The organism is Nocardiopsis sp. NPDC050513 (assembly GCF_044457925.1).
Lineage (GTDB): Bacteria > Actinomycetota > Actinomycetes > Streptosporangiales > Streptosporangiaceae > Nocardiopsis.
Window position 1 is genome coordinate 1 of sequence record NZ_JBITHK010000012.1, and the last position, 24,068, is coordinate 24,068.

The window sequence follows — 24,068 nt, forward strand, 5'->3', positions numbered from 1 at the left end:
CCGTCGATCACCCGGGATGTGTCGGGTGAGGGTGTGCAGCAGGCGTTGTTGAAGATCCTGGAGGGGACGACGGCGAGTGTGCCGCCGCAGGGGGGTCGTAAGCATCCGCATCAGGAGTTCATCCAGATCGACACGACGAACGTGTTGTTCATCTGCGGTGGGGCGTTCGCGGGTCTGGAGAAGATCATCGAGTCGCGGACGGGTCAGCAGGGGATGGGGTTCAACGCGGTGTTGCGGCCTCGGTCGGAGGTGGCGCAGTCGGCGTTGTTCTCGGAGGTGATGCCGGAGGATCTGTTGAAGTTCGGGATGATTCCGGAGTTCGTGGGTCGGTTGCCGGTGATCACGAGTGTGCATGATCTGGATCGTGAGGCGTTGATCCGGATTCTGACGTTGCCGCGGAATGCTTTGGTGAAGCAGTATCAGCGGTTGTTCGAGTTGGATGATGTGGAGTTGGAGTTCACGCGGGACGCGTTGGAGGCGATCGCGGAGCAGGGGATCGTGCGGGGGACGGGTGCGCGTGGTTTGCGGGCGATCATCGAGGAGGTGTTGTTGTCGGTGATGTACGAGGTGCCTTCGCGTGAGGATGTGGGTCAGGTGATCATCACGCGGGAGACGGTGATCGACAACGTCAACCCCACCATCGTGCCGCGGCGCCCGGACGACCGGCCCGGACGCCGCTCCGCCTGAGTCACCACAACGCCAGGACCCGGCACGGGCCGCCGGAGGCGTCCTCCCCCGGGAACACGCCGACCACGAGGGTCGCGCCGGTCGGCGGCAGCTGGTCCAGTCCCCGCAGGCACTCCAGCCCCCACCGGTCGGCCCGTCCGATCACCTCGTGCGCGGGGTACTCCGTCGTCGTCCCCGGGTCGGTGCTCAGGGTGTCCACCCCCACCCCGGCCACACCGCGCCGCGACACGAGGTACTCGCACGCCTCCGGCCCGAAGCCGGGGAAGTGCCAGGCGCCGTCCCCGCCCACGCCGCGCACGGCCTCGTCGCCCTCCGGCCAGCGCGCGTCCCAGCCGGAGTTCATCAGCACCGCGGCCCCGGCCGGGATCGGCCCGTGGACCCGCTCGAAGGCCAGCACGTCCTCCACCGCGACCACGGTGTCGGGGTCCTCGGCCGCCCGCGCCCGGACGTCGATGACCGCGGCGGGGACGACCAGTTCGTGCGGCGCGATCTCCGGGACGGTCCTGCCGCCCCCGATCACGTGCGCCGGCGCGTCCAGGTGGGTACCGGTGTGCTCGATCAGCGACCAGCGCTGCAGCCAGAATCCGAACGCGCCGTCGGCCTGGGCGGGCCCGGTCGGCTCCCGGCGCGGCTTCTCGTCGTCGAAGGTGGGCATCGACGGCGACACCACGTGGCTGAGGTCGGCGATCCGCCGGTGTCCGGACGGCCAGGGGCGGGGAGCCGCCGGAGCACTCGGGGGGTCGGCCGCGACCGCCTCCCCGCTCCGGGAGCGGACGGTCTCACCGGTTCCGCGCAGACACATGGTTCCCCCCTTCGGCCGCCGTGCCCTCCACGGCGGCGCCTGGCCTCACCCTGGCACATCCGCCCCCACGGCGAAGGGGACCGACCCCCCGTGGGGGAGTCGGTCCCGTTCAGTGTCGGCGACGGGCGTCGCGTCCTAGCCGATGGACTCGGTCAGCCACGCGTCCATGTCCTCGAAGACCGTCTCGGCGTTGCGCTCCAGACCCATGTAGTGACCGGCGTCCGGCACCACCAGGGTGCGGACGTCGGGCGAACCGCTGTACAGGTCGGCCTGCAGCTGGACGTCCTGGATACGGGCGTCCTCCTCGCCGAAGACGACGTGCACCGGGACGTCGATCTCGTCCATGCGCATCAGGTCGACGTAGATCGCCGAGGTGATGGTGGACATGTCGTTGCACGGGTGCGCGTTCTGGAGCGGGGTGACCGCCTCCAGCATCTCCGGGGTGGCGTCGGCGAAGTTGCCGGTCAGGAACTCCTCGGTGCCGTTGTCGTAGTAGTTGTAGCCCTCGGGCAGCTCGGGACGGGGGTCCTCCATCGCGGGGCTCATCCGCTGGAGGCAGCCGCCGGTCGCGGCGATGAAGCGCTCGTCGGCCTCGGGGGTGAAGCCGAGGTCGCCCCAGCCGTGCACGGACAGGCCGTCCACGTTGCCGAACGAGATCGCGGCGATGTTGACGATCAGACCGCCGTTGGACTGGCCGGCGAGGACGACCTTGTCGAACTCGGGCGTGCGGCGGCCCGGGACGGCGCCCCGGTCGGCCGAGCGGTCGAGCTCGTAGTCGCCGTCGCGCAGCTGCTCGACGATCTGGTTGGTGATGTCGGCCTGGGCGCCGATGCAGGTGTCGTAGCCGTTCGGGACGCCGCTGTTGTCGTAGCCGATCCGGTCGATGCTGACGGAGATGTGGCCGCGCTCGGCCATCTCCTCGACGTGGTTGTAGCCCTCCATGTCCATGTTCCAGTACCACTCGCCGCCGGCGATGCCGTGCTGGTACATGGTGACCGTGAGGTCCCGGGGACGGCCGCGGAAGGCGTCGGCGGGAGCGGTCAGGTGACCGGCCACCTCGTAGGTCTCACCGTCGGTGTTGCACTGCACGGCCGACCGGTTGACGTTCTCCACCTCGAAGGTGACGGGGAGCTGGATGATGTCCCCACCGCGCTGGGCCGAGGTGTCGGGTTCGGCGAGCGCCGAGCCGGCGGCGGGCACGACGACCAGCCCGAGGGCGGTCGCGGACGCGAAGATCGCCTTGTTGATCCGTCGCATGATGGCCTTCCTATTCCTTGTGAGAACTGCGTCGTCCCGGAAAGGACTGGGGGTTGGCGTTGGTGCGGGTGCGGGCCGGAGCCCGCGGGTCTCAGTGCGCGTCTCCGGCGGGTTCGGAGCGCGGCGTGGGGACGGGGGCGTCGGTGGCCGGGTCGGCGTCCGCGGGCGCGCCCTCGTCCGCCGAGGGCCGGGGCTCGCGCAGCAGGCCGATGATGAAGGGCACGCCCGCCAGGCAGACCGCCGCCAGGATCCACAGCGTGAGCTGGAAGGCGTCGGTGTAGGAGGCGGCCATGACGCCGAACACCTCGGTCTCGTCGCCGGTGACCGTGCCGGCCGCTCCGGCGAGGTCGCCCTGGGCGACCCGGTTGGCCAGGGCGCCGATGTCGAGCGCCTCGTCGGAGGTCACCGCGGGCAGCTGTTCGGTGAGGTTGGTCTGGGTCAGGCTGACCAGGAACGCGCCCATGCCCGCGACCGCGATCGCCTCGCTGGCCAGGCGCATGGTGTTGAACATCCCGGCGGCCATACCGGCGCGGGCCGGTTCGACGGAGCTGACCGCGGCGCCGTCGATGATGCCGAAGGAGATGCCGACGCCGGAGCCGATCACCATGAGCGGGCCGAGCAGCCCGATCAGCGTGGTCTCGGGGTTGAGCGTGGTGAGCCAGGCGGCGCCGAGCCCGATGAGGAGCATGCTCAGGCCGAGCAGCCAGCCGACGGGGATGAAGCGCAGCATCTGGCCCGCGAACAGTGGGAGCCCCATGACCGGGACGGTCAGCAGCATCATCGTCAGGCCGGAGCCCTGCGGGGACATCCCGTTGACGCCGATGAAGTAGGAGGGCAGGAAGACCAGCAGGCACACGAAACCGAAGGCGAGCAGGACCGGCACCAGGCACACAGCGATGAAGCGGGGGTTGCCCAGGAGGGAGAGTTCGAACATCGGGCGCCGCTGCACCCGCTCGGCCACCGCGAACGCGACCATGAGCGCCGCCGCGAGGGCGAAGCCGCCGAGCACGACAGGGTCGCCCCACCCGCGCTGGGGTCCCTCCACCACGCTGAGCGTCAGCAGGAACAGGCTGCTGGTGAAGGTGATCGCGCCCCACCAGTCGACGCTGGTGGCGTCGGGGTCCCTGGACTCGGGCAGCTTGGCCGCGCCCAGCAGGACGACACCGGCGATGACCGCCTGCGCGATGAACACCCCCCGCCAGCCGAACGCGCCGACCAGCAGCCCCGCGGTCGAGGGGCCGAGCGCCAGCCCCATGCCGAAGGAGGCGCCGAGCATGCTGAAGGCGCGGGCCCTGGTGGCGGGGTCGGTGAAGACCTGGGCGAGCAGGGCGGACCCGGCGGTCATCACCGCGGCCGCGCCCGCGCCGGAGGCGCCGCGCAGGACGTCGAGCAGGACGATGTCGCTGATCAGTCCGCTCGCCAGGGAGGACAGCGCGAAGAGGGAGAGTCCGAGGGTGAACATCAGGCGGCGGCCGAACAGGTCCGCCAGGCCGCCGCTGGCCAGCATGAAGCTGGCGAACATCACGTTGTAGGCGTGCACGACCCACTGCAACGGAGCGAGGTCCGTCTCGAGGTCGGTGCCGATGTCGGGGAGGGCGACCGACGATCCGGTGAGGGCCGCGGGCAGGAGCGCCGCGGCGACGCACACCAGGACCAGCGGCAGCCAGGACCGACCGATTCCCGTCGCCTGCGCGGTTGGGGGTCCGGACACGATGACGACTCCTTGTGAGGTTCCACGGGCAGTGATGACTGATATCGATCAGAAGGAAGCAACCTGACTATAATCAGATCTCTGATACTCGCGCAATCGTGTTCGGTTCACCAGTCGCGGAGTGTGACGCTTGACACGTTCGCCGTGGTCGCGGAGGGCGACGCCGCGCGGCCCCGGCGGGAATCGAGCGCCGCCGGGGTGGGGGCGCGTCTCGCCCGCGGAGTTCAGAATTTTTGAAACGACTGGTAAGTGAGGTTAGACTTACCTTGGTTGTCGTCAGGTTTGTCCTGGTCTGTCCCCCCGCGTGGCCCCTGGGGCTCCCACCCCCGCGCGGCCCTCCGGACACGAGGCGACCTCCCCCGTCACGAAGAAAGCAGCGTCAGCATGGACTTCACCCTGCGCCGCCTCGGCGCCCTCGGATCGACCGCCCTCCTGGCCCTCGGCCTCGCCGCCTGCGGCGCCGAACCCGCGGAGCAGGACGGAGGCGACTCCGCCTCGGCCGACGGCGCCTTCCCCGTCACCGTCGAGCACGCACTCGGCTCGGCGCAGATCCCCGAGCGGCCCGAGCGCGTGGTCACCCTCGGCCAGGGTTCCGCCGAGACCGCGATCGCCCTCGGCGTCACCCCGGTCGGCATCGAGAGCTACCCGTGGGGCAGCGACGACACCGGCTACCTGCCGTGGATCCACGAGGCGGTCACCGAGGCGGGAGACGAGCTGCCCACCCAGTTCGCCGGGGCCGACGACATCGACTTCGAGGCCGTCATCGAGCTGGAGCCCGACGTCATCCTCGCCCCGTGGTCCGGGATCACCCAGGAGCAGTACGACGTCCTCTCCGACATCGCGCCCACGGTCGCCTACGCCGAGGAGGCGTGGAACGCCGAGTGGCGCGAGCAGATCGAGGTCGTCTCCACGGCGCTGGGCCAGCCCGACGAGGCCGCCGGCCTGATCGAGGACATCGAGGGCCGGTTCGCCGCGGTCGCCGAGGAGCACCCCGAGTTCGAGGACCTCGTCTTCTCCTACGTCTACACCGACGGCCCCGGCACCCTCGGCGTCTTCATGCCCACCGAGCAGCGCGTGGCCATGGTCAGCAACATGGGGCTGACCGTCGACCCGGTCGTGGAGACCTTCCCCGAGACCGAGGGCACCGACTCGGCGGTCATCGGCCTGGAGAACGCCGACCGGCTCAGCGGCAGCGACCTGGTCTTCACCTTCTACACCGACCCCGAGACCCGCGCCGAGATCGAGGCGCAGGACCTCTACGGGGCGATCCCCGCCGTCGAGCGCGGATCCGTGGTCGCCAGCGACGACACCTCCTTCGTCACCGCCTCCTCGATCATCAACCCGCTCACCGTCCCCTGGGTCGTCGACCGCTACGTGCCCCTGATCCAGGAGGCCGCGGAGAACATCGACGGCGCGACCCCCTGACAGCACGATCGTGAAGACACTCCCGGCGCCGCCCCGGAGGGGACCCGCCCGCACCGCCGCCGCGCTCGGCGGCGGCGCCGCGGCCCTGACCGGGGCGGCCGTCCTGAGCCTCGCGCTCGGCGGTCGGCCCACACCGCCCGCCGAGCTGTGGGCGGTCCTGACCGGTGAGGCGGACGCATTCACCACGGCCGTGGTGGCGAGCCGCCTCGCGCGGACCGTCGTGGGCGCCCTCTGCGGGGCCGCGCTGGCACTGGCCGGAACCCTCATGCAGGGCGTCACCCGCAACCCGCTCGCCGACCCCGGCCTGCTGGGCGTCAACGCCGGCGCGGCGGCGGCCGTGGTCACCGGCACCGCCCTGTTCGGGCCGGCCACGACCACCGGGGCCCTGTGGTGGGCACTGCCCGGCGCGCTCGCGGCCGGACTGGTCGCCCACGCCGTCGGCACCCGGGGCGGCGACGGCGGAACGGCCCGCCTCGTCCTCGCCGGAGCGGTGGTCTCCGCCGTCCTGACCGCCTACGTCCAGGCGGTCTCGCTGAGCATGCCCGAGGTGTTCGACACCTACCGCTACTGGGTCGTCGGCTCCCTGGCCGGACGGGACCTGGACGTCTCCCTCGCGGTGCTGCCCGTCATCGCCGCCGCCACCGCCGTCGCCCTGCTCGCGGCCGGAGGGCTCAACGCCCTGGCCCTCGGCGAGGAGGCCGCCGTGTCCACCGGGGCCGACACCGCCATGGTGCGCGCCGCCGCCCTCGTCGCGGCGATCGTCCTGGCGGCCGCCGCGACCGCCGCCGTGGGGCCCATCGGCTTCGTGGGCCTGGCCGTTCCGCACGTCGTCCGCGCCCTGGTCGGCGTGGACTTCCGCCTGCAGGTGCCGTTCGCCCTGCTCGTCGGCCCCACCCTGCTGCTGCTCGCCGACGTCGCGGGCCGCACGGTCGCCCGGCCGATCGAGCTCATGGTCGGCGTGGTCACCGCCTTCGTCGGCGCGCCCGTGCTCCTGTACGCGGTGCGCCGGATGCGGGGGGCGACGTGAGCCGGGCGGCGGGCCGCGGGGAGGGTCCCGTGCTGAGGGTGGGGCGGGTGATCGCGCTGCCGCTGCACTCGCGCGCTCTGCTGTGGGCCGCCCTCTACGTCGTCCTGGTGGCGGGGATCGCCGCGCTCACGCTCACGCTGGGCCGCCTGGGCATCCCGCTCGACCGTCTGCCCGCCGTCGTCGCGGGTTCGGGTGAGGCCACGGAGACCTTCGTGCTCGACCGTCTGCGCGGCCCCCGGCTGACGGTCGCCCTGGGCGCCGGCGCGGCCCTGGGCATGGCGGGCGCCCTGTTCCAGTCGGTGACCCGCAACCCGCTGGGCAGCCCCGACGTGATCGGGCTGGGCGCGGGGGCCGGGGCCGGCGCGGCGGTCGCCGTGCTGCTGCTGCCCGGCGCCGTGTCCGTCCCGCTGGGGGCGCTGGCCGGATCGGCGCTGGCCATGGTCCTCGTGGCCCTGGCCACCGGCACCGGGCTGCGCCACCCCGGCCGACTCATCGTCGCCGGGATCGGCGTGGCCGCCATGGCGCACGCCTTCACCCAGTACGTCGTCGCCGTGCTGGCCAGGAACGAGGCCACGGTTCTGTCCGCCTACATCTACGGGAGCCTCGGGGCGCGGTCGTGGGACCACGCCGCGACCATCTGGCTCGTGCTGGCCGCGGCCGTCCCGTTCACCCTGGCCCTGGCCGGTCCGGTCGCGGTCAACGAGATGGGCGACGAGCTGGCCGACTCCCTGGGCGCGCGGGCCGGACGCACCCGTACGGCGGCCGTCGTGCTGTCGGTGGTGCTGTCGGCCGCGGCCGTCGCCGTCGCGGGGCCGATCGCGTTCGTGTCGCTGACCGCACCGCAGATCGCGCGCCGGACGACGCGTGTCCCCGGGCCGAACCTGGCCGTGTCAGCCCTGGCCGGTGCGCTCCTGCTGGCCGCGGCGGACCTGGTCGTGCAGCAGGTCCCGGCGGCGGAGGGGCTGCCGGTCGGGGTCCTGACCATGGCGCTGGGCGGCGTGTACCTGGGCTGGCTGTTGGTTCGAGAATGGCGAAGGGGAGTCTTGTGAGCGAGGCCAACGGTCCGGCGCTGACCGCGGAGGGCCTGACCCTGGGGTACGGGGCCGACCCGGTCGTGCGCGACCTCGACCTGGAGGTGGCCGAGGGGGAGTTCACCGTGATCGTCGGTCCCAACGGCTGCGGCAAGTCCACCCTGCTCAAGGCGCTGGGCAGGGTGAACGCGCCGGTGGCGGGGCGGGTGCTGCTGCACGGCCGCGACGTCCGCGCCCAGCGGTCCAAGGCGGTCGCGCGGCGCATGGCGCTGCTGCCGCAGAGCCCCCTCGCCCCGGAGGGCATCACCGTCCGGGCGCTGGCCGCGCGCGGCCGGTTCCCGCACCACACGCTGCTGCGGCAGTGGAGCCCGCGCGACGAGGAGGCGGTCGACGAGGCGCTGGAGCTCACGGGGATGGCGGACCTCGCCGACACGCTGGTGGGGTCGCTGTCCGGAGGGCAGCGCCAGCGCGCGTGGGTGGCGATGGTCCTGGCCCAGGACACCGGTGTCCTGCTGCTGGACGAGCCGACCACCTACCTGGACATCGCGCACCAGTACGAGCTGCTGGAGCTGTTCGCCGACCTGCACCGGCGCGGGCGCACGATCGTCGCGGTCCTGCACGACCTGGCCCAGGCCGCCCGGTTCGCCACCCGGCTGGTGATGATGGCGGGCGGCCGCGTGGTCGCCGACGGCGCTCCGGAGGACGTGGTCACCGCGCCGCTCGTGGCGGAGGTCTTCGGGCTGGCCTGCGACGTGGTGCCCGACCCGCGCACGGGGACTCCGCTGGTCATCCCGCACGAGCGGTCCTGAGGAGGGACGCGGGGACCGGGGGACGGGCGCGCGGCCCGGGTCAGCGGTCGCGGCGGGCCTTGTACTCCTCCCAGTGCGTCAGGAGGGTGTCGTGGTAGTCGTCCAGCCAGGTCATGTAGTCGTACATGTTGCGCAGGCGGGTGCGGGACGGCGGGCTCAGCCCCGGCAGCCGGTCGAGCGCCGACCGGGCCAGCTCGCGCTGCTGCCTGAGGTAGCCGCGTTCGTTGCGCAGGAACCCGCCCCAGACGTCCTCGTCCATGCTCACCAGGCGCGAGCGCCGGTCGGGCGCCTCCTGGAGGGTCACGAAGCCCAGGTCCACCAGGCGGCGCACGGACTGTGAGACCGACCCGCGGCTGACCTGGGCGCCCTCGACGATCTCGTCGGCGGTGACCGCCTCGCGGTCGGCGACCAGGAGGAAGCCGACGATGCGCCCCTCGGCGCGGGGGCGGCCCTGCGACTGCCAGAACTCGGAGAAGCGCCGGACGAAGTCGGCCCTGAACTCCTGCTCCTCCCGTTCGCTCTCCGACATGCCGGCCAGCCTATCGCCCGCCGCGCGCGGCCGCGTCGGTCCGCAGCGATTCCAGCATCGCCGACAGGGCCGCCCACACGTCCTCCAGGTCGCGGTCGGTTCCGGCCGAGGCCAGCCACAGGGCGGCCTCGTTCATCGCGCCGGAGAGCAGGTGGGCGAGCGGCGCGATCGGCTGCGGGCGCAGCAGGCCCGCGTCGGCCAGTTCGGTGAGAGCCTCGGCCAGGTGGCGGGCCGACCCGGCCTCGTCCATGGCCCGCCAGGCGTCCCAGCCCAGGATCGCGGGGCCGTCCACGAGCATGATCCGCTGGACCCGCGGGTCCGTGCTCGCGGTGAGGAACGCCCTGCACCCCGAGGTGAGCTGGAGCCAGGGGTCGTCGTGGGCCTCCGCGGACTCCGCCACAGTCGCGGCGACCTCCGCCTGCACCTCCTCCAGGACGGCGCGGAACAGGTCGGCCTTGCCGTCGAACTGGTGGTACAGCGCGCCCTTGGTCACCGAGGCCGCCGCGACGACCTGGGCCAGGCCCACCCCGGCGTACCCGTGTTCGGCGAACAGCCGACGCGCGTGCCCGACCAGCGCCCTCCGGGTCCGTTTCCTCTGCTGCGCGCGTGCGGTCGCGGCCATCGGCTCCCCTCCCACTTGACATACCTTCGGTATGCCAATAGCGTACCTTCACATACCAAGAGTACGTGAAAAGGGGTCGATCATGCGTCTGACCAGCTTCTACCCGGTGATCTGCACGTCCCGGATCGACGAGACGCAGGCGTTCTACACGGATCTGTTCGACTTCGAGGTGACCTTCGCGGCCGACTGGTACGTGAGCCTGCGCCGCCCCGGGCCGCCCGCCCACGAACTCGCCCTCCTCGATTACACCCACCCCACGCTGCCCGAGGCCTACCGCGCCCCCGTGCGCGGCCTCCTGCTGAACTTCGAGGTGGCGGACGTGGACGCGGAGTGGGAGCGGCTCGTCGAGCGCGGCGGCCTCACGCCCCAGCTGTCCCTGCGCAGCGAGGACTTCGGCCAGCGGCACTTCATCGTGGCCGACCCCAGCGGCGTCCTCGTCGACGTCATCACCCCGATCGAGCCCTCGGCCGCGTTCTCCGAGCAGTTCACGGACGGGTGAGGGGTGCGGTCGGCCGGGGGCGGGGGCGGGGGCTCCGCGCCCCCGGGGCGACGGCGCCGTGGCGCCGGCCGACCGCGGCGAGCGGCCGTGCGTCGGCATGTGCACGCGGTACCAGCCGGTCGGTATGCTGTCCTGACCGGTGGCGGTGCCCCCGGGGGTGCGAGGTGAGGCTGGACATGGCGCGAGGACAGCGATCGGTCGGATCGGACGGGGGAGCCGTCCCCGAACGCGGGGCGGTGCCCGAGCGGCTGCTCGGGGCGGCGACGCGGCTGTTCGCCCAGCGGGGGTTCGAGGGAACCTCGGTGCAGGAGATCGTCGCGGCCGCGGGGGTCACCAAGGGCGCGATGTACCACTACTTCGGCTCCAAGGACGACCTGCTCTACGAGGTCTACGCGCGCGTGCTGCGGATGCAGACCGAGCACCTGGTCCGGATCGCGGCCCAGGACGCCTCGGTCGCCGAGCGGGTGCGCGAGGCGGCGGCCGACGTCATCGTCACCAGCGTCGCCAACCTGGACGACACCGTCATCTTCTTCCGCTCGATGCACCAGCTGGACCAGGACAAGCAGCGCACCGTGCGCGCCGAGCGCAGGCGCTACCACGAACTGTTCCGGGACCTGGTCCAGCAGGGCCAGGACGAGGGGGTCTTCCGCGACGACGTGCCCGCCGACCTGGTCGTCGACTACTTCTTCGGATCGGTGCACCACCTGGGCACCTGGTACCGCAAGGACGGCGCCCTGTCCGGCGAGGACGTCGGACGGCACTTCGCCGACCTGCTCATCCGCGGACTGCGCCCGAAGGACTGACGGAGGGCGCGGCCCCGGGCGCCGGGGCACGCGCCCGGCACGCGTGCCCCGCCCGCCCACGCTCCCGGGCCGGGCGCGGGACCGGACCAGCGGCGCCTACCGGTACCGCGCCAGCTCGGCGCGGGCCAGGGACCGCAGGTGCACCTCGTCCGGACCGTCAGCGAGCCGCAGCGTCCGGATGCCCGCCGTCCACGCGGCCAGCGGAAGGTCCTGGCTGACCCCCGCCGCCCCGTGCGCCTGGACGGCCCGGTCCAGGATCCACTCCACCGTGCGCGGCGTGGCGATCTTGATCGCCTGGATCTCGGTGTGGGCGCCGCGGTTGCCCACGGTGTCCATGAGGTAGGCGGTCTTGAGCACCAGCAGCCGCAGCTGTTCGATCCTGACCCGCGCCTCGGCGATCCACTCCCGCACCACCCCCTGGTCCGCCAGCGGACGCCCGAACGCGACGCGGTCCAGCACCCGCCGGCAGGTCATCTCCAGGGCACGCTCGGCCATCCCGATGGCGCGCATGCAGTGGTGGATCCGCCCGGGACCGAGGCGGGCCTGGGCGATCGCGAACCCGTCGCCCTCGCCCCCGACGAGGTGGTCGGCGGGTACGCGCACGTCCTCGAAGACCACCTCGGCGTGGCCGCCGTGGTCGTTGTCGTCGTACCCGTACACGCCCATGCCCCGCCGGACGGTCACGCCCGGGGTGTCGCGCGGTACGAGCACCATGCTCTGCTGCCGGTGCCGCTCGGCGTCCGGATCGGTCTTGCCCATCACGATGAGGACCGCGCAGTCCGGGTTCATCGCCCCGGTGATGTACCACTTGCGGCCGTTGACCACGTAGGAGTCGCCGTCGCGGGTGATCGTGGTGGCGATGTTGGTGGCGTCGGAGGAGGCCACGTCCGGTTCGGTCATCGCGAAGGCCGACCGGATCCGCGCCTCCAGCAGGGGCTCCAGCCACCGCCGCTTCTGCTCCTCGGTGCCGAACATCGCCAGCACCTCCATGTTCCCGGTGTCCGGCGCGGCGCAGTTGAGCGCCGCGGGAGCCAGCCGGGGGCTGCGTCCGGTGATCTCGGCCAGCGGCGCGTAGGTGAGGTTGGAGACGCCCCCGTGCTCGGGGTGGCCCGCCAGGAAGAGGTTCCACAGCCCCTGCGCACGGGCCTTCTCCTGGAGCTCCCGCACGACCGGCGCGGTCGCCCACGGGTGGTCGCGGTCGGCGAGCTGGGCCTCCAGCACCGACTCGGCCGGGTAGACGTGGTCGTCCATGAAGGCCAGCAGCCGCGCGCGCAGCCGCTCGGTCTCCTCGTCGAAGGTGAAGTCCATCATTGCTCCTTCAGGGTGGCGTGGGCGCGCTCGACCAGCGGCGCGACCATCGCGCCGATCCGGTCGAAGCCCGCTCCGACGGTGAGGCCCCGGCTGTGCCGGAGATGGATGCCCTCGGCGATCACCGCGAGCTTGAAGCAGCCGAAGGCCACGTACCAGGCGAGCCGGGACACGTCGCGGCCGGTGGCCGCCGTGTACAGCTCCACCAGCTCGGCCGAGGAGGGGAACCCCTCGGCGGAGGTCGCGGGAACGGAGTCGCCGCCCACGTCGGCGGCCTGCTCCCGGTAGACGAGCATCAGCCCCAGGTCCACGAGCGGGTCCCCGAGGGTGGCCATCTCCCAGTCCAGGACGGCCGTGAGGTCGCCCTCGGGGGTGACGAGGACGTTGTCGAGCCGGTAGTCGCCGTGCACGATCGCGGGCGCCGACTGCTCGGGGACCGTCCGCGCCAGGTGCTCGTGCAGCTCGTCGATCCCGGGGATGTCGCGGCTGCGCGAGGCGTCGAGCTGCTTGCGCCACCGCCGCACCTGGCGTTCCAGGAAGCCGACGGGGCGGCCGAAGTCACCGAGCCCGACCTTCCCGGGCGCCACCGCGTGCAGCTCGCCCAGTGTGGCCACGAGCGACTCCGCCGCGGCGCGGGTCCGCTCGGCGCCCAGCACCGCGATCTCGTCGCGGGTGCGGAAAGGGGTGCCCGCCACGTACTCCATGACGTAGAACGGCGCCCCGAGCACGTCGGGGTCCTCGCACAGGGTGTACGTGCGCGGGACGGGGACGGGGGTGTCGCGGAGCGCGGTCATCACGCGGTACTCGCGCGCCATGTCGTGCGCGGTCGCGAGCACGTGCCCCAGCGGAGGGCGGCGCACCACCCAGCTGCCCGTTCCGTCGGTGACGACGTAGGTCAGGTTGGACTTGCCGCCCGCGATGACCCGTCCGCTCAGCGGGCCCGCGACCAGCCCGGGCGCCGCGCGGTCCAGATACGAGCGCAACCGCGCGGGATCCAGCCCGGGAAGCTCCTCGGTCACTCCCCGGCCTCCCCCGCGAAGACCTTCTCCCTCAGGTGCCGCATCCCCGCCAGCCAGCCGTCGGTGTCGGCGGCCCGGGCCGCGTAGTACCCCGCGACCTGGGGGTGGGGGAGGATGAGGAAGCGCCCGTCCGCCAGTCCCGCCATGACGGTGTCGGCGGCCTCCTCGGGGGTGATCGCGTCCGCGTCCATCAGGGCCTTCCCGGTCTCCCCGCTGGCCTCCAGCATCGCGGTGCGCACCCCCATCGGGCACACGCACTGCACGGTGACGCCCCGGTCCCCGTAGGTGGCCGACAGCCACTCGCCGAACGCCAGCGCGGCGTGCTTGGTCACCGAGTAGGGCGCGCTGCCGAGCATCGTCAGCAGTCCCGCCGCCGAGACGGTGGACACGAACCGCCCCTGGCCCCGCTCCAGCCAACCAGGCAGGAGCTCGCGCGCGGCGCGCACGTGCGCCATCACGTTGACCTGCCAGGACAGCTCCCAGTCGGACTCCGGGCTCTCCGGGCCGGTCCCGACGCCCACACCGGCGTTGGCCACGTAGAGGTCGATCGCGCCCAGGTGGGCGCCCGCCTCGGCGACGAGCGCCGTGACGCCCTCCTCGCTCGCCGCGTCGCCCGGCACGGCCACCCCGCCGATCTCGGCGGCCACGGCCTCGGCCGCGGCGGCGTCCAGGTCGTTGACGACCACGCGCGCTCCGGCCCCCGCCAGTCGGCGCGCGAGCGCGGCCCCGATCCCGTTGCCCGCGCCCGTGACGACGGCCCCGCGTTCGTTCAGCTCCATGTCAGAAACCTCCGGTGAGCGTGACGCCGCCGTCCAGGACGAGCGTGCGGCCGGTGACCCAGGCGGCGTCGTCGGACAACAGGAAGGCGACGGCGCCGGCCACGTCCTCGGGGACGCCGAGGCGGCCCAGCGGGTAGGCGGCCGAGACCTCCTCCTCGCGCCCCTCGTACAGGGCGGAGGCGAAGCGCGTCTTGACCACGGCGGGCGCCACCCCGTTGACGCGCACGTCCGGAGCGAGCTCCACGGCCAGCTCGGCGGTGATGTGGCTGAGCATCGCCTTGGTGGCGCCGTAGAAGCCGATGCCGGGCGAGGGCTGGGTTCCAGCCACGGACGACACGTTGACGACCGCGCCGCCGTGCTCGGCCATCCACGCCTTGTGCGCCGCGCGGACCCACGCGAGCGCGGACAGCACGTTGACCTCGACCATCTTGCGCGCGGCGGCCGGGTCCAGGTCGATCAGCCGGCCGAACACCGGGTTGATGCCGGTGTTGTTGACCAGCAGGTCGACGCTGCCGAAGGCCTCCATGGCGGCGGCGACCGCGGCGTCCTGGTGCTCGGGGTCGTCGGCCCTGCCGGGCACGGCGACGGCGTGGTCGGGGCCGCCCAGGGCTTCGACCGCCTCGTCCAGGGCCTCGGCGCCGCGCGCGGTCAGGCACACCCGAGCGCCCTCGTCGACGAGGCGTCGGGCGATGCCGAGGCCGATGCCGCGGCTGGCGCCGGTGACGATGGCGGTCCGCCCGCCGAACCGGGATGTCATCTGGTTCTCCTTAGACCGACTGGTCGGTATGTATGGGGGACTCTACGCGGACCCACGGGCGCGCCGCAAGGGGACTCTGCGCGACAATGGCGCTGGGCCGGACCGGCCCGGACCGCGAACGGCAGAGTGAGGCTTCCATGGCAACCGAGGTGACCGACGCGCCGGACCGGCGCCGGTACGAGATCAGGGTCGACGGGGAGACCGCGGGCTTCTCCGAGTACGTGCGCACCGGTGATCTGGTCACCTTCACGCACACCGAGATCACCCCCTCCCACGAGGGGGAGGGGCTGGGCGGGACCCTCGTGCGCGCGGCCCTGGACGACGTCCGCTCCCAGGGGCTGTCCGTCCTGCCGCTGTGCCCGTTCGTCAAGGTGTGGATCGCCCGCCACCGGGAGTACGCCGACCTGGTCTACCGGGCTCCGACGGAGTAGGGGAGGCCCACGATGACCGACTACGGACGCGACGTCGCCTTCGGCGTCTTCCCGACGCCGAGCGCCGACCCCGACGGCCTGCGGACCCTGTGGGCGGTCGTGGCCGCGGCCGAACACGGCGGACTGGAGTTCGCGGGGATCCAGGACCACCCCTACCAGCGCGCGCACCTGGACACCTGGACGCTGATGGCCGCGGTCCTGGCCCGGACCGAGCGGCTGCGGGTCTTCCCGGACGTGGCCAACCTGCCCCTGCGCCCACCCGCGATCATCGCCACGTCGGCGGCGAGCCTGGACGTGCTCTCCGGCGGCCGTTTCGAACTGGGGCTCGGCGCGGGTGCGTTCTGGGACGCGGTGGCGGCGATGGGCGGGCGGGCCCGCGCGCCGCGCGAGGCCGCCGACGCCCTCCTGGAGGCCGTCGAGGTGATCCGGCTGATGTGGTCGGACGCTCGCTCGGTGCGCTTCGAGGGGGAGCACTACCGGTTGTCCGGGGCCCGGCCGGGCCCCGCGCCCGTCCACGGCATCGGGATCTGGCTGGGCGTCCTGGGCCCGCGGCTGCTGCGCGCCCTGGGCAGGACGGCCGACGGCTGGCTGCCCTCCAGCGGCTACGCCCGACCCGACCAGCTCGCGGACATGCACGCGCGGATCGACGCGGGCGCCGCCGAGGCGGGTCGCGACCCCGCGTCGATCCGGCGGGCGTACAACGTGTGGGGGACCATCACCGACGGCTCGTCCGGCGGGTTCCTGGAGGGGCCCGTGGACCAGTGGGTGGACGAGCTGACCGAGCTGGTGCTCGAGTACGGCATGGACACGTTCGTGTTCGGTCCGTCGGCGGATCCGGTCGCGCAGGTGAGCCGGTTCGCCGCCGAGGTGGCCCCCGCCGTCCGCGAGGCGGTGCGGGCCGAGCGGGGGTGACCGCGGCGGGGCCTACCGCGACGGGTCGAGGGTCAGCTTCCCGACGGTGCCGCGCGAGCGCAGGTCCTCGTGCGCCCGTCGCGCCTCGGACAGGGGGTAGGTCCCGCCGACGATCGGCCGCAGTCGGCCGTCGGCGACCATCGCGAACTGTTCCGCCATGGCCTGGCCGACCACGTCGCCGGGCAGGAACCAGGCGTGCGGGAGCCACATCCCGCTCACCGTGGTGGAGAAGCGCATGAGGTTGGGCAGCTTCACGGCCCTGGGCTCCTCGCGCGAGGCCATGCCGTAGAAGGCGAGCCGGCCGAACGGGGCCAGGGCGCGCAGGCTCTCGTCGGTCACCCGGCCGCCGACCATGTCCAGCACCGCGTCCACGCGGCGGCCCCCGTTGGCGGCGATCAGCGCCTCGGTCATGTCGGGCGCGGCGGAGTCCACCACGGCGTCGGCGCCCAGCTCCAGGGCCAGGTCGCGCTTGGCCTCGCTGCTGGCCACCGCGATGACGCGGCCCGCGCCGAACGCCTTGGCGAGTTGGACGGCGAGGGTGCCGACCCCGCCCGCCGCCGCGTGCACGACCACGGACTCGCCCGGGTCCATCCGCACGCTCCTGCGCAGCAGCACCCAGGCCGTCGCGCCCTGGACGACGAGCGCGAGCGCGGCCTCGTCGGAGACCCCGTCCGGGATGTCGTAGGTCGTCCCGGGGGTGCTCAGGGCCCGCTCGGCGTAGCCTCCCGCCGCGGTCAGGGCCACGACGCGGCGTCCGTCGGCGGTGCGTCCGGCGATCTCCCCTCCGGGGACCATGGGCAGGGACGAGGGGGAGAGGTAGCTGTTCTCCGCCTGGTGGGTGTCGGCGTAGTTGATCCCGGCGCGGGACACCTCGACGAGGACGCCGTCCGGTCCCGGCTCGGGGTCGGGCAGCTCCGTGGGGACGAGGACCTCGGGTCCGCCGAACTCGGTGATCTGGATGGCGCGCATGGTGGCCTCCGTTCGTAGGGACGTACCGACCGGATGGTATGTTACGCGCCGGTCGTCCGCACACGTCACCCCCGCGCTGGGCGCCGCGCACCGTCCCGCTGCGCGCGCCTCGCTGGTGCAAGACGGACAGAGCGGCGTAAAACTTCAGAAAAGACCCGCGTCTGACACCGGTGGTCATGTGAAATTCCGTGTCATCGCGAGTGAGGGTGGATACGGGGACGGTGCCCCCGTGCGACGTGTCCCGGCGGGGCGCGCGACGGGGACGCCAGGGGCCCGCGCCGCCGCACCGGAGGTGCGCGATGACCACGAACGTCTTCGTGCTGGGTCTCGACGAACAGAACCGCGAGGTACTGAACGGGCTGCCCGGCACCGCGGACTGCCGGTTCCTGACGCTGCTCGGTCTCGACGAGATCGGCCAGGAACGGGACATCGACATGCCCGGCCTGCTCGCGCTCGCGTCCAGGCGGCTGGATTCCTTCGACGGGACGGTCGACGCGATCATCGGCCTGTGGGACTTCCCGGTCAGCTCGCTCGTACCCCTGCTGTGCCGCCCGCGCGGACTGCCCTGCGCGTCCCTGGAGGCGGTCGTGCGCTGCGAGCACAAGTACTGGAGCCGTCTGGAGCAGCGGGCCGTCGTTCCGCGGGCCGTTCCGAGGTTCGCGGTGGTCGACCTCGACTCCGCGGCCAGGCCCGGGACCCTCTCCTACCCGCTGTGGGTCAAGCCGGTGAAGTCCTTCTCGTCGGAACTGGCGTTCCGGGTGACCGACGACGCTGGGTACGAGGCCGCGATACGCCGGGTCAGGAAGGGCGCCGGACGCGTCGGAGCCCCCTTCCAGTGGGTGATGGACCGGGTCCGGATGCCCGCCGCGATCCGCTCCGTCGGCGGCACGGCCGGGCTCGTGGAGGAGGAGGCGACGGGGGACCAGCTGACCGTCGAGGGGTACGTCCGCGGCGGCGTGGCGCACTCCTACGCGCTCGTCGACTCCCTCGTCTACCCCGGCACACCGAGCTTCCTCTGCTACGAGTACCCGTCCCGGGCGCCGGCGTCGGTCCGCGACCGCCTGTTCGACCTGGCCGACCGGGTGATCGCCCGGGTCGGGCTGGACGACACGACCTTCAACGTCGAGTTCTTCCACGATCCGGAGACCGACGCCGTCAGGCTCCTGGAGATCAATCCCCGGCACTCCCAGTCGCACGCCCGGATGTTCGAACTCGTGCGCGGGGTGTCCAACCACGAGATCGCCCTGCGGATCGCGCTCGGGGAGGAACCGGTGCTGGAGCGCGCTGGGACGTACGGGGTGGCCGCCAAGTGGTTCCTCCGGCGCTTCCGCGACGGGTTCCTGGCGTCGGTTCCCACCCCGGAGGACGTCGCGCGCGCCGAGGACCGGGCCCCGGACGCGCGGGTGGAGATCACCGCGCGCGCGGGCGGGTGGCTCTCCGACCTGCCGATCCAGGACAGCTACAGCTACGAGCTCGCCGACGTCTTCGTGGCGGGGCGGGACGCGCGGGAGTGCGAACGCGGGTTCCGCGCGTGCGCGCGCGAGCTGCCCTTCACCATCAGGGACGTCCGCGAGGACCGACCGCGAAGAGGAGCGGGAGACGATGAGAACCGTCAGCGAACTGCCGAACGACGTCCGCGAGGACGTCTGCGTCCTCATCCCGCTCAGTGACGGCGTCCGGCTCGCCGCACGCGTCTGGCGCCCCGTCGGCAGCGACGGACGCCCGGTGCCCGCGATCCTGGAGTTCATCCCGTACCGCAGGCGCGACCTCACCGCGCAGCGCGACTCGGTGCACCATCCCTACCTGGCCGGGCACGGGTACGCGTGCGCCCGCGTGGACCTGCGCGGCAGCGGGGACTCCGAGGGCGTGCTCACCGACGAGTACCTGGAGCGGGAGCTCCAGGACGCGGAGGAAGTGCTCGCCTGGCTCGCCGACCAGCCCTGGTGCGACGGACGCACCGGCATGATGGGCATCTCCTGGGGAGGGTTCAACGCCCTCCAGGTCGCCGCGCGGCGCCCCGGGAGCCTGCGCGCGATCGTGACCGCCTGCTCCACCGACGACCGCTACTCCGACGACGTGCACTACATGGGCGGGTGCCTCCTGGTCGACAACCTGTCCTGGGCCTCCACCATGTTCGCCTACAACTCCTGCCCTCCCGACCCCGCGCTGGTCGGCGAGCGCTGGCGGGAGATGTGGCACGACCGGTTGGACGGCAGCGGGCTCTGGCTGGACACCTGGCTCCGCCACCAGCACCGCGACGGCTACTGGAAACACGGGTCGGTCGCCGAGGACCTGGACGCCGTCCAGGTGCCCGTCCTGGCCGTCAGCGGGTGGGCCGACGGCTACTCCAACGCCGTGTTCCGCCTCCTGGCGGGGCTGCGCGTACCCCGGCTCGGACTCCTCGGACCCTGGTCGCACAAGTACCCCCACCTCGGCCAACCCGGCCCCGCCGTCGGTTTCCTGCAGGAGCTGGTGCGCTGGTGGGACCGCTGGCTCAAGGACGCCGACAACGACGTGATGGACGCACCCGCGCTGCGGGCCTGGATGCAGGAGAGCGAGCGCCCGTCCACCTCCTACGAGGAGCGGCCCGGACGCTGGGTCGGAGAGCGCGCGTGGCCGTCGCCCAGGATCGTGCCCGTGTCCCGGGCCCTGGGGCACGGCCGGGTGCTGGGCGAGGGCGAGGAACCCGGCGACGGCGCCGTCCTGACCCTGTCCTCGCCGCTGTCCACCGGCCAGCACGCGGGCAAGTGGTGCTCCTACAACGCGCCTCCGGACCTGCCCCACGACCAGAGGGAGGACGACGGCGGGTCGATCGTCTTCGACAGCGTGCCGCTCCGTGAACGGATCGAGATCCTGGGGTCCCCCGTGGTCGACCTCGAACTCTCCGTCGACCGGCCCGACGCCATGGTCGCGGTGCGCCTGTGCGACGTCACCCCCGACGGCGAGGCCACCCGCGTCACCTACGGACTGCTCAACCTCACCCACGCCGACGGCCACGAGACGCCGCGCGGACTGGTGCCCGGGCGCGTGTACCGGGTCTCGGTCGCCCTCAACGGCGTGGCGCAGGCGTTCCCGCCCGGCCACCGGATCCGGGTCTCGGTCTCCACGTCCTACTGGCCGCTCGCCTGGCCCTCACCCGAGCCTGTGCGGCTCGCCGTGTACCCGGGCGCGAACACGCGGCTGCTGCTTCCGGTCCGCATGACCGGCGCCGCGGACGAGCCCGTGGTGGCGCCCTTCGGAGAGCCCGAGGGAACCGCCCCGGTCCCGACGAGCCAGATCTCGCCCCCGGAGCACCGGTGGGACCTGGCGCACGACCTCGTGCGGTACCGGGCCTCGCTGAACGTGGTCAAGGACCTCGGCACGGTGCGCTTCGACGACATCGACCTGGAGGTGACCCGGCGGGCGGAGGAGACCTACAGCTGGGTCGGCGACGACTACGACACGGTCAGAGGCGAGACGGTGTGGACGATGGGCTTCGCGCGCGGGGACTGGTCCGCGCGGACGAGGACGCGCACGGTGCTGACGTCGACGGCGACCGACTTCCACGTGCACGCCACGCTCGACGCCTACGAGGACGACGAGCGCGTGGCGACGAGGATCTTCAGCTCGGTCATCCCCCGCGACCACGTGTGACCGGGACCCGGGGGGCCCGGCCACACGCCGTGCGGGAGCTACCTGGTCAGGCCGGCACGCCTCAGGGCGTCGGCCATCGCGCCGGAGGGGGCGTCCTTCCGGTTCTGCTCGCCCCGGCCGCCGCCTCCCCTGCGGCCGTCGCCGCCGCCCCCGCGGCGCCGGTCACCGCGACCGCGGTCCTCGCGGCCGCCGCGCTCGTCCCTGCCGCCGCGGCCGCCGCGCCCCCCGGAGGCCTCGTCGTCCAGGCGCATGGTGAGCGAGATGCGCTTGCGCGGGATGTCGACGTCCTGGACCTTCACCCGGACCACGTCGCCCGGCTTGACCACCTCGCGCGGGTCCTCGACGAACCGGTTCGACAAGGCCGACACGTGCACCAGGCCGTCCTGGTGCACGCCCACGTCCACGAACGCCCCGAACGCGGCCACGTTGGTGACCACGCCCTCCAGGATCATCCCGGGCTCCAGGTCGTCCAGCTTCTCCACGCCCTCCCTGAAGGTCGCGGTGGTGAACGCCGGTCGCGGGTCGCGGCCGGGCTTGTCCAGCTCGGAGAGGATGTCGGTGACGGTCGGCAGACCGAAGGCGCCGTCGACGAAGTCCTGCGGCCGGATCCGCGACAGCGCCTTCCCGTCACCGATCAGCGACCGCAGGTCGGTGCCGGTCCGCTCCAGGATGCGCCGCACGACCGGGTACGCCTCGGGGTGCACGGCCGAGGCGTCCAGCGGGTCGTCGCCGTCGGGCACGCGGAGGAAGCCCGCGCACTGCTCGAACGCCTTGGGGCCCATCCGCGGGACCGAACGCAGCGCCTCGCGCGTCCGGAAGGGACCGTTGGCGTCGCGGTGGGCGACGATGTTGCGGGCCAGGGTGGAGGTCACGCCCGACACCCGGGTCAGCAGGGGGACAGACGCCGTGTTGACGTCCACGCCCACACCGTTCACGCAGTCCTCGACGACCGCGTCGAGCGAGCGCGACAGCTTCGCCTCGGCCAGGTCGTGCTGGTACTGGCCGACGCCGATGGACTTGGGGTCGATCTTGACCAGCTCGGCCAGCGGGTCCTGGAGCCGGCGGGCGATGGAGGCCGCGCCGCGCAGGGACACGTCCAGGTCGGGCAGCTCCTCGGAGGCGTAGGCGGAGGCCGAGTACACCGACGCGCCCGCCTCGGACACCATCACCCTGGTCAGCTTGAGCTCGGGGTGGCGCTTGAGGAGGTCGGCGGCGAGCCGGTCGGTCTCGCGCGAGGCCGTGCCGTTGCCGATCGCGACGAGCTCCACGCCGTGTTCGGCGCTCAGCCGTGCCAGCGTGGCCAGGGAGCCCTCCCAGTCCTTGCGCGGCGCGTGCGGGAAGACCGTGTCGGTCGCCACGACCTTGCCGGTGCCGTCGACGACCACGACCTTGACACCCGTGCGCAGACCCGGGTCCAGGCCCAGCGTCGGACGGGTTCCGGCGGGGGCGGCCAGGAGCAGGTCGCGCAGGTTGGCGGCGAAGACGTTCACGCCCTCGTCCTCGGCCCGCTGCCACAGCCGCATGCGCACGTCGATGTCCAGGCGGACCAGGACGCGCGTGCGCCAGGCCCAGCGGACGGTGTCCTGGAGCCAGCGGTCGGCGGGGCGGCCGCGGTCCACGATGCCGAAGCGGTGGGCGATGGCGTCCTCGTAGGAGCTGCGGGGGACGGTGCCGTCCGCCTTCTCGGCGGGCGGCTCCTCCGGCTCCAGGGTGAGGGTGAGCACCTCCTCCTTCTCGCCCCGGTACAGGGCCAGGACGCGGTGGGAGGGCAGCTCGGTCAGGGGCTCGGAGAAATCGAAGTAGTCGGCGAACTTCGCGCCCGACTCCTCCTTGCCCTCGCGGACGGCCGACCCCAGGCGGCCCCGGTTCCACAGCCGTTCGCGGAGCACTCCCGTGAGGTCGGCGTCCTCGGCGAAGCGCTCGACGAGGATCGCGCGCGCGCCGTCCAGGGCGGCCTTGGCGTCGGCCACGCCCCTGTCGGCGTCGACGTAGGCGGCGGCGCTCTGCTGCGGGTCCAGCGAGGGGTCGGCCAGCAGACCCTCGGCCAGCGGTTCGAGCCCGGCCTCGCGCGCGATCTGGGCCTTGGTGCGACGCTTGGGTTTGTAGGGGAGGTAGATGTCCTCGAGACGGGCCTTGGAGTCGGCGGCGTTGATCCGCGCCTCCAGCTCCTCGTCCAGCTTGCCCTGGGAGCGGATCGACTCCAGGACCGCCGTCCGGCGTTCGGCCAGCTCGCGGAGGTAGCGCAGGCGTTCCTCCAGCGTGCGCAGCTGCGCGTCGTCCAGCCCGCCGGTCGCCTCCTTGCGGTACCGGGCGACGAAGGGCACGGTCGATCCGCCGTCGAGGAGCCCGACGGCGGCGGTGACCTGGTGCGCGCCCACGCCGAGTTCGTCGGCGATGCGCTGGTCGATCGTGGGTGTCACAGGGGTCGTCACGGGTAAACGTCCACTCTCTGGCTGGTCGGTGCTGGGACATTCTCGCGGCGGGACGGACGGTTGTCATCCCGGCGCGGCCCGTGGTCCGGCCTCCCGCACCGCGCACGGCCCCGGGATTCGGCGGCGGCGCGGGCCGGCGGGCGGTGGCGGGCGGGGCCGGTCAGGGGCCGTTGCCCTCCATCAGGTCCGGGGCGTAGTACTCGTCCACCGGGATGGGGCCGCGGTAGCCCTGGCACATGCACTGGCGGTAGGTCGACCCGCTCTGCCCCGTCCACCGGCCGGGGATGACCACCTGGGTCATGCACTTCTTGGACTCCCGGTCGTGGAAGACCAGGTGGTGGCCGCATCCGCAGAGCGGTTGGGGCTGCTGCGACCCGCCGTGCAGGGCCCGGGCCTGTTCCTCGCGCCGCTGCTGTTCGAGCGACTGCCTCGCCTGGCGCCGGGTGACGATCCGGCCGGCCAGGAACGCACCCAGGGCGATCGTGGCGCCGACGACCATGGAGACCGGATCCATCCGGGGCTCCCTTCCCTTGACGCGAGGCCCGTCCCGCACGGGCGTGTCCGTCCATTGTGGCCTATCGCCGTGGACAACGACGGCGGGGTGCGCCGCGGTTCCGCGCGGGCCC

The 24,068-nt window shown here is 73.0% G+C and carries 23 protein-coding genes; 11 read left to right on the forward strand and 12 right to left on the reverse strand.

Annotated features, from left to right (window positions below):
• On the forward strand, window positions 1-687 hold a 687-nt coding region (locus ACIBFB_RS20425; RefSeq protein ID WP_397232379.1), incomplete at its 5' end, for an AAA family ATPase.
• A 1-nt stretch (window position 688) separates the two neighbouring features.
• On the opposite strand, the gene ACIBFB_RS20430 is transcribed toward ACIBFB_RS20425, so the two are convergent.
• From ACIBFB_RS20430 to ACIBFB_RS20440, 3 genes are all read right to left on the reverse strand, one after another.
• Window positions 689-1,489 carry a cyclase family protein gene (locus tag ACIBFB_RS20430; RefSeq protein ID WP_397232381.1) on the reverse strand — a complete coding sequence of 267 codons (801 nt, stop codon included), beginning with the start codon at window positions 1,487-1,489 and terminating at the stop codon, window positions 689-691.
• Window positions 1,490-1,624: 135 nt separating this feature from the next.
• Entirely contained in the window at window positions 1,625-2,746 is a 1,122-nt protein-coding gene (locus tag ACIBFB_RS20435) for an alpha/beta hydrolase (protein WP_397232383.1), read from the reverse strand.
• Window positions 2,747-2,837: 91 nt separating this feature from the next.
• The gene (locus ACIBFB_RS20440; protein WP_397232385.1) at window positions 2,838-4,457 is read right to left on the reverse strand and encodes an MFS transporter; all 1,620 of its coding nucleotides are present in this window, start codon (window positions 4,455-4,457) and stop codon (window positions 2,838-2,840) included.
• Window positions 4,458-4,841: 384 nt separating this feature from the next.
• Between ACIBFB_RS20440 and ACIBFB_RS20445 the strand changes: the two genes are divergently transcribed.
• Genes ACIBFB_RS20445 through ACIBFB_RS20460 form a run of 4 tightly spaced genes read left to right on the forward strand, consistent with a single transcriptional unit; the run spans window position 4,842 to window position 8,749 of the window.
• Window positions 4,842-5,882: an iron-siderophore ABC transporter substrate-binding protein gene (locus ACIBFB_RS20445; protein WP_397232387.1), complete on the forward strand. Its 1,041-nt coding sequence runs from the start codon at window positions 4,842-4,844 to the stop codon at window positions 5,880-5,882.
• A 10-nt stretch (window positions 5,883-5,892) separates the two neighbouring features.
• Window positions 5,893-6,909 carry a FecCD family ABC transporter permease gene (locus ACIBFB_RS20450; protein ID WP_397232389.1) on the forward strand — a complete coding sequence of 339 codons (1,017 nt, stop codon included), beginning with the start codon at window positions 5,893-5,895 and terminating at the stop codon, window positions 6,907-6,909.
• A 29-nt stretch (window positions 6,910-6,938) separates the two neighbouring features.
• Window positions 6,939-7,958 carry a FecCD family ABC transporter permease gene (locus ACIBFB_RS20455; protein WP_397232391.1) on the forward strand — a complete coding sequence of 340 codons (1,020 nt, stop codon included), beginning with the start codon at window positions 6,939-6,941 and terminating at the stop codon, window positions 7,956-7,958.
• Window positions 7,937-8,749, forward strand: coding sequence for an ABC transporter ATP-binding protein (locus tag ACIBFB_RS20460; protein ID WP_397232393.1), 813 nt, complete (start codon window positions 7,937-7,939; stop codon window positions 8,747-8,749). The genes ACIBFB_RS20455 and ACIBFB_RS20460 overlap by 22 nt, the downstream gene beginning before the upstream one ends.
• A gap of 40 nt (window positions 8,750-8,789) precedes the next feature.
• Here ACIBFB_RS20460 and ACIBFB_RS20465 read toward each other — a convergent pair whose 3' ends face one another.
• Both ACIBFB_RS20465 and ACIBFB_RS20470 read right to left on the reverse strand, forming a co-directional pair.
• Window positions 8,790-9,278, reverse strand: coding sequence for a GbsR/MarR family transcriptional regulator (locus tag ACIBFB_RS20465; RefSeq protein ID WP_397232395.1), 489 nt, complete (start codon window positions 9,276-9,278; stop codon window positions 8,790-8,792).
• A 10-nt stretch (window positions 9,279-9,288) separates the two neighbouring features.
• Entirely contained in the window at window positions 9,289-9,900 is a 612-nt protein-coding gene (locus ACIBFB_RS20470) for a TetR/AcrR family transcriptional regulator (RefSeq protein ID WP_397232397.1), read from the reverse strand.
• 82 nt (window positions 9,901-9,982) lie between these two features.
• Here ACIBFB_RS20470 and ACIBFB_RS20475 point away from each other — a divergent pair, with 82 nt between their 5' ends.
• Both ACIBFB_RS20475 and ACIBFB_RS20480 read left to right on the forward strand, forming a co-directional pair.
• Window positions 9,983-10,399, forward strand: coding sequence for a VOC family protein (locus ACIBFB_RS20475; protein ID WP_397232399.1), 417 nt, complete (start codon window positions 9,983-9,985; stop codon window positions 10,397-10,399).
• A 176-nt stretch (window positions 10,400-10,575) separates the two neighbouring features.
• A complete protein-coding gene (locus ACIBFB_RS20480; protein ID WP_397232401.1) occupies window positions 10,576-11,202 on the forward strand; it encodes a TetR/AcrR family transcriptional regulator in 627 nt (208 codons plus the stop codon).
• Between the two features lie 96 nt (window positions 11,203-11,298).
• On the opposite strand, the gene ACIBFB_RS20485 is transcribed toward ACIBFB_RS20480, so the two are convergent.
• From ACIBFB_RS20485 to ACIBFB_RS20500, 4 genes are read right to left on the reverse strand one after another with little or no spacing between them, the layout of a single operon-like run.
• Window positions 11,299-12,510 (reverse strand): acyl-CoA dehydrogenase family protein, encoded by a 1,212-nt coding sequence (locus ACIBFB_RS20485; protein WP_397232700.1) that lies wholly within the window; start codon window positions 12,508-12,510, stop codon window positions 11,299-11,301.
• Window positions 12,510-13,529 (reverse strand): phosphotransferase family protein, encoded by a 1,020-nt coding sequence (locus ACIBFB_RS20490; RefSeq protein ID WP_397232403.1) that lies wholly within the window; start codon window positions 13,527-13,529, stop codon window positions 12,510-12,512. The genes ACIBFB_RS20485 and ACIBFB_RS20490 overlap by 1 nt, the downstream gene beginning before the upstream one ends.
• The gene (locus ACIBFB_RS20495) at window positions 13,526-14,308 is read right to left on the reverse strand and encodes an SDR family oxidoreductase (protein WP_397232406.1); all 783 of its coding nucleotides are present in this window, start codon (window positions 14,306-14,308) and stop codon (window positions 13,526-13,528) included. Before ACIBFB_RS20495 ends, ACIBFB_RS20490 begins: the two co-directional genes overlap by 4 nt.
• A gap of 1 nt (window position 14,309) precedes the next feature.
• Window positions 14,310-15,065 carry an SDR family oxidoreductase gene (locus tag ACIBFB_RS20500; protein ID WP_397232408.1) on the reverse strand — a complete coding sequence of 252 codons (756 nt, stop codon included), beginning with the start codon at window positions 15,063-15,065 and terminating at the stop codon, window positions 14,310-14,312.
• Between the two features lie 137 nt (window positions 15,066-15,202).
• On the opposite strand from ACIBFB_RS20500, the gene ACIBFB_RS20505 reads away from it, so the two are divergent.
• Together ACIBFB_RS20505 and ACIBFB_RS20510 are read left to right on the forward strand one after the other, a co-directional pair.
• On the forward strand, window positions 15,203-15,496 hold the full coding sequence (locus tag ACIBFB_RS20505; RefSeq protein WP_397232410.1) for a GNAT family N-acetyltransferase: 294 nt from the start codon (window positions 15,203-15,205) through the stop codon (window positions 15,494-15,496).
• Between the two features lie 12 nt (window positions 15,497-15,508).
• Window positions 15,509-16,408, forward strand: a complete 900-nt coding sequence (locus tag ACIBFB_RS20510; RefSeq protein WP_397232412.1) for an LLM class flavin-dependent oxidoreductase — start codon at window positions 15,509-15,511, stop codon at window positions 16,406-16,408.
• A 12-nt stretch (window positions 16,409-16,420) separates the two neighbouring features.
• Here ACIBFB_RS20510 and ACIBFB_RS20515 read toward each other — a convergent pair whose 3' ends face one another.
• Window positions 16,421-17,377, reverse strand: a complete 957-nt coding sequence (locus tag ACIBFB_RS20515; protein WP_397232414.1) for a zinc-binding alcohol dehydrogenase family protein — start codon at window positions 17,375-17,377, stop codon at window positions 16,421-16,423.
• Between the two features lie 299 nt (window positions 17,378-17,676).
• Here ACIBFB_RS20515 and ACIBFB_RS20520 point away from each other — a divergent pair, with 299 nt between their 5' ends.
• Together ACIBFB_RS20520 and ACIBFB_RS20525 are read left to right on the forward strand one after the other, a co-directional pair.
• Window positions 17,677-19,047: an acetyl-CoA carboxylase biotin carboxylase subunit family protein gene (locus ACIBFB_RS20520; protein ID WP_397232416.1), complete on the forward strand. Its 1,371-nt coding sequence runs from the start codon at window positions 17,677-17,679 to the stop codon at window positions 19,045-19,047.
• Window positions 18,980-21,010, forward strand: coding sequence for a CocE/NonD family hydrolase (locus ACIBFB_RS20525; RefSeq protein WP_397232418.1), 2,031 nt, complete (start codon window positions 18,980-18,982; stop codon window positions 21,008-21,010). Before ACIBFB_RS20520 ends, ACIBFB_RS20525 begins: the two co-directional genes overlap by 68 nt.
• A 38-nt stretch (window positions 21,011-21,048) precedes the next feature.
• On the opposite strand, the gene ACIBFB_RS20530 is transcribed toward ACIBFB_RS20525, so the two are convergent.
• Both ACIBFB_RS20530 and ACIBFB_RS20535 read right to left on the reverse strand, forming a co-directional pair.
• Window positions 21,049-23,442: a Tex family protein gene (locus tag ACIBFB_RS20530; protein ID WP_397232420.1), complete on the reverse strand. Its 2,394-nt coding sequence runs from the start codon at window positions 23,440-23,442 to the stop codon at window positions 21,049-21,051.
• Between the two features lie 160 nt (window positions 23,443-23,602).
• Complete coding sequence (locus ACIBFB_RS20535) at window positions 23,603-23,956, reverse strand: hypothetical protein (RefSeq protein ID WP_397232422.1); 354 nt, start codon at window positions 23,954-23,956, stop codon at window positions 23,603-23,605.
• Window positions 23,957-24,068 lie beyond the last annotated feature (112 nt).